Below are 4,772 nucleotides of genomic sequence, written 5' to 3' on the forward strand. Positions count from 1 at the left end.
GCGCGCTGGGCGTCGGCGAGACGGCCGCGGCTGATCAGCACCTCGAGCTTCACCTCGGCGGCGATCTGCGCACTGGTGACGTCGGTGTCGAGGGCACCGACCAGCACGTTGACGGCCTCGTCGGTGGTACGGAGGTAGACGCTGCCGCCGTAGCCGGGCACTTCCTCGATCAGCTTGAAGTCGTAGTCGCGCCGTACGTAGGAGCCGTCCGTCGCGAACGTGCCGTACACGGCGCGAAATCCCCGGTCGACACTGCCGACGTTGATCAGGTTCTCCAGGACCCAGCGGGCGACGCGCTCGTGCTGCGCGGTGGGCCGGTGCGGCGCCTGCGCGGCGATGCGCGGCACCAGGCGGGCCACTATGTCGTCGTGGTCCGCGCCCGTGTCGAAGTCCATGTTCAGTGTGACGAGGTCGATCGCGGACAGGGCGACCTCGGCCATGCCGTACGTCGAGTACTCGCCCGCGAGGTTGGCCTTGCGCACATCGAGATCGTGCAGCGGCGCGGTGCAGGCGAGCGCGCGCAGGCGGCGCGCGAGCCCTTCGTCGGCGGCCGGGCCCGGTGCGGGGCGCGGCCCCGCGCTGAGCTGGGGCGGAACGGATTCCGTGGTGGCAGGCGAAGTCACGGAGCACAGACTAGGCGCTGGGTCTGACAACGGTCGAAACGACGCAGATGCGACGGTGGCCGCGGGCGGCTACAGGTCCCCGGGAACCCGCTGCCCGTACACCTCGACGAGGCCGTCGCGGGAGTCGTCGAGGTAGTCGGCGAGCAACGCCTCGGCGTCGTCGCGGCGGCCCTCCCGCAGCGTCTCGACGATTCTCACGTTGCGCGCGAGGTACGGCTCGTGCAGGCGGCGCGGGTCGTCCACGACGTGGAAGGCGAGCCGGAGTTCGGCCAGGACGCTGCGCATCAGTTCGTCGGTGCGTTCGCTGCCGGCGAGGGCGACGAGTTCCCGGTGGAAGTGGATGTTGGCGGTGGAGACGACCTTCCACTCGCCGGCCTTGGCGGCGCGCCGTCCGTCGGCGACGGCGGCCGCGATCCGGTCGAGGTCGTACGGGGGTTCACCGAGGGAACGCACGACGGAGCACTCGATCATGCGCCGGGTGCGGTAGATGTCCTCGACGTCGTCGACGCTCAGGACGCGCACGAAGACGCCGCGGTTGAGCCGGTGCTCGAGCAGCCGCTCGTGCGTGAGCAGCCGGAACGCCTCGCGCAGGGTGTTGCGCGAGACGCCGAGGGCGCCTCCGATGCTGTCCTCCGACAGCCGCGTGCCGGGCGGGAAGAAGCCTTCCGCGATCCGGCTCCTGAGGATGTCCGCGACGCGCTCGGCGGTACTGGTGCGCCCCAGCAGCGCGCGGTCGTCCGCGAGTGCGTTGAGTTCTTCGGTGGCCACGGCCGAATTCAAGCGTAGATACAAGAACGAAACAACATGGGTATTGAGGGATCGTTCAACGATCCTCTACCTTGGCGAAAGGACCGGAGCCCCGGACCCGGACCCGGTCCCGCGCTCGCCGCTCATTTCGTACGCACCGCCACGCACACTCATCCCCTGCGAGGTGCCCCATGAGCACGACTCCACCGACGCCCGGCGCGACCCTCCACGACGACTCCTCCGCCACGGCGCAAAGCCCCCAACAGGCCCCGTCCGACGGCGCGTTCGGCTGGCTGCGCGCGCTCGGCCCGCGTGGCCGACGCGCCTTCACCGGCGCGTTCGGCGGCTACGCGCTCGACTCCTACGACTACTTCACGCTGCCGCTGAGCATGGTGGCGCTGGCCGCCTACTTCGGCCTCGACAGCGGCCAGACAGGCCTTCTCACCACGGTCACGCTGGTCGTCTCGGCGATCGGCGGCGCGATCGCGGGCGTCGTCGCCGACCGGATCGGCCGGGTCAAGGCGCTGATGATCACGGTGATCACGTACGCGGTCTTCACCGTGGCGTGCGGTTTCGCGCCCACCTACGAGACGCTCCTCGTGTTCCGCGCCCTCCAGGGCCTCGGTTTCGGCGGCGAGTGGGCGGTCGGCGCGGTCCTGGTCGCCGAGTACGCGTCCGCGAAGCACCGGGGCCGCACGCTCGGCGCCGTGCAGAGCGCGTGGGCGGCGGGCTGGGCGCTGGCGGCGATCGTCTACACCCTGGTGTTCCAGTTCCTCGACGCCGGTCTGGCCTGGCGCGTCATGTTCTGGACGGGGGCGCTGCCGGCCCTCCTGGTGGTGTGGATGCGGCGCCGCGTGCAGGACGCTCCGAAAGCGTCGCAGACGCTCGGATCGAGCGCCCACAAAGGCTCGTTCGCGGAGATCTTCAAGCCTGACCTGCTGCGTACGACGCTCTTCGCGGTGCTCCTGTCGACCGGCGTCCAGGGCGGCTACTACACCCTCGCCACCTGGCTGCCCACGTACCTGAAGTCCGATCGCGGTCTCACGGTGGTCGGCACCGGCGGCTACCTGGCCTTCCTCATCTCCGGTGCGTTCCTCGGCTACTTGACGGGCGGCTACCTCACCGACCGGCTCGGCCGCAAGCGCAACATCGTCCTGTTCGCGGTCCTCTCCGCGGCGAGCATCCTGGCGTACACGAACATCCCGGACGGCGCGAACGGCCTCCTTCTGGTGCTCGGTTTTCCGCTCGGCTTCTGTATGTCGGCCATCTTCAGCGGCTTCGGCTCCTTCCTGAGCGAGCTGTATCCGACCGCGGTACGCGGCACAGGGCAGGGCTTCGTGTACAACACGGGCCGGGCGGTCGGTGCGGTCTTCCCCACCCTCGTCGGCTTCCTCGCGGACAGCTGGGGCGTGGGCGGCGCCCTCGTCTTCGGAGCGATCGGCTACGGCCTGGCCGTCGTGGCGCTGCTCGGGCTGCCCGAGACGCGCGGGAGGGAACTCCTGTGAACGGTACGGAAGCACGCACCGCCTCCTGGTCGCCCCGACGCACCCGCGCCCACTTCCGCGCGGGCGGGTGCGCACCCACCGCGGGCTGGGCCGACGGCCGCACGCAGGCCAACTTGGTCTCCGTACCGGCGGACTGGGCCTACGACATGCTGCTGTTCTGCCAGCGCAACCCGAAGTCGTGCCCGGTGCTGGACGTCACGGACGCCGGTTCCTGGACGACCGTCCTCGCACCGGGCGCCGATCTGCGCACGGACCTGCCGCGCTACCGGGTGTGGCGGGACGGCGAGTTGACCGCCGAGCCGACCGACGTGGTCGCGCACTGGCGTGACGACCTGGTGTCGTTCCTGATCGGCTGCAGCTTCACCTTCGAACGGGCGCTGTCCCGGGCGGGGGTGCCGCTGCGACACATCGAGCAGAACAAGAATGTGCCGATGTACGTCACCACGCGCGCGTGCCGCGACGCCGGGCGCCTGCACGGCCCGATGGTCGTGTCGATGCGTCCGGTGCCGCCGTACGCTTTGGAAGCCGCGATCCGGGAGAGCTCCCTGATGCCGGCGGTCCATGGCAGTCCCGTGCACATGGGGCTCCCGGATGTACTCGGCATCGCAGACCTGGCCGCCCCCGACTTCGGCGACCCGGTGGCCTCCGAGCCGGGTGACACCCCGGTCTTCTGGGCCTGCGGCGTCACCCCGCAGGCGGCCGTGATGGCCTCACGGCCGCCGTTCGCCCTCACGCACGCGCCGGGGCACATGTTCGTGACGGACGTCCGGGACGCACAGCACCGGGTCCTTTAGGAGGCGGCCCGGGAAGCCTCCTGGGGGACCGAGGCCGACAGCGCGGACAGGGCGGCGGCCACACCGGCCGACGCCCGCAGGTCGAGCCGGGCGCTGGTGCCGCGCATCCCGTGCCGCACCTCGTCGGCCGCCAGTGCCATGAGCTGGGGCACCAGGTCGGCGCAGCGCCGGGCCACCCAGCCGGTGCCCACGGTGGCCAGCCACAGTAAGCCGGCGGAACGGGTCGGCGCCGGCCGTTGGGGCTCGGTGTCCGGTGCCGGACCGCGGGCCGTCCCGGACGCGGCGAGGAGCGCGTGGAAACGGGCGGCCAGCAGCCGGTGCCCCCGCTCCCCCGGATGCAGGCGGTCCGCGCTCCACATGGCGCGGTCCGCCACCCAGTCGCCCTCGGCGGTGTGCAGATGGACGGCTCCGTAGCGTTCGGACAGGGCGTGGACCACGGAGTTCACCGCGCGCTGCCGTCGCGCGAGAGGGCGGGCCAGGGGCCCGGGCAGGCCCAGCATCGCGCCGGGGTCGGGCAGGCACGCCGTGAGCACGACCGCGCCCTGCCCGGCGCATGCGGCGTACACCGCGTCGAGGTGCGCGGCCACGGCACGGATGTCGAACGTGCAGCGCAGGGTGTCGTTCACGCCGACGACGACGGAGACGATGTCGGGCGCGAACGCGAGCGCCCCGGGCAGCTGCCGTCCCCGCACGTCGGAGGTCTGCGCACCGCTGGCCGCGAAGTTCCGGAACTCCACCGGTGCTTCGGCGGGCGCGAGTCCTTCGGCGAGCAGGGCGGCCCAACCGCGCCATCCGCCGTCGACCGGATCGCCGATCCCTTCGGTGAGGGAGTCACCGAGTGCGGCGAACCTGAGCGCCTTCATGCGACGTCCCGTTCCTGCACCCGCAGAGGCGCATCGTGAGCCGCAAGGAAGGCCTCCACTGCGGCGCCCCAGCCGAAACACTCGGCACGCGCGCGTGCCGCCGCCCTGCGCGCACATTTGGGCCGTCCCAGTACTTCCTGGGCGGCGGTCGCGAACGCCGCCCCGCTGTCGCCCGCGACGGCGCCCGCCGCGCCCACGACCTCCGGCAGCGCCGAGGACGCGCTGACGACGACCGGGGTG

At 71.9% G+C, this 4,772-nt stretch carries 4 protein-coding genes and 2 pseudogenes; 2 read left to right on the top strand and 4 right to left on the bottom strand.

The window, feature by feature from the left end:
• Together G3I40_RS30095 and G3I40_RS30100 are read right to left on the bottom strand one after the other, a co-directional pair.
• Nucleotides 1-623, bottom strand: a pseudogene (locus tag G3I40_RS30095) (hypothetical protein); the annotation flags it as partial.
• A gap of 69 nt (nucleotides 624-692) precedes the next feature.
• Nucleotides 693-1,391 (bottom strand): GntR family transcriptional regulator, encoded by a 699-nt coding sequence (locus tag G3I40_RS30100; protein ID WP_164305789.1) that lies wholly within the window; start codon nucleotides 1,389-1,391, stop codon nucleotides 693-695.
• Between the two features lie 170 nt (nucleotides 1,392-1,561).
• Between G3I40_RS30100 and G3I40_RS30105 the strand changes: the two genes are divergently transcribed.
• Together G3I40_RS30105 and G3I40_RS30110 are read left to right on the top strand one after the other, a co-directional pair.
• Nucleotides 1,562-2,875, top strand: coding sequence for an MFS transporter (locus G3I40_RS30105; protein ID WP_164305790.1), 1,314 nt, complete (start codon nucleotides 1,562-1,564; stop codon nucleotides 2,873-2,875).
• Entirely contained in the window at nucleotides 2,872-3,669 is a 798-nt protein-coding gene (locus G3I40_RS30110; protein ID WP_164305791.1) for a putative hydro-lyase, read from the top strand. Before G3I40_RS30105 ends, G3I40_RS30110 begins: the two co-directional genes overlap by 4 nt.
• On the opposite strand, the gene G3I40_RS30115 is transcribed toward G3I40_RS30110, so the two are convergent.
• Both G3I40_RS30115 and G3I40_RS46625 read right to left on the bottom strand, forming a co-directional pair.
• Nucleotides 3,666-4,532: an SGNH/GDSL hydrolase family protein gene (locus G3I40_RS30115; RefSeq protein WP_164305792.1), complete on the bottom strand. Its 867-nt coding sequence runs from the start codon at nucleotides 4,530-4,532 to the stop codon at nucleotides 3,666-3,668. The genes G3I40_RS30110 and G3I40_RS30115 overlap by 4 nt on opposite strands.
• Nucleotides 4,529-4,772 (bottom strand): annotated as a pseudogene (locus G3I40_RS46625) (glycosyltransferase family 1 protein); the annotation flags it as partial. The pseudogene G3I40_RS46625 and the gene G3I40_RS30115, both read right to left, overlap by 4 nt.

It is taken from the genome of Streptomyces sp. SID14478, from assembly GCF_010548525.1.
GTDB lineage: Bacteria > Actinomycetota > Actinomycetes > Streptomycetales > Streptomycetaceae > Streptomyces.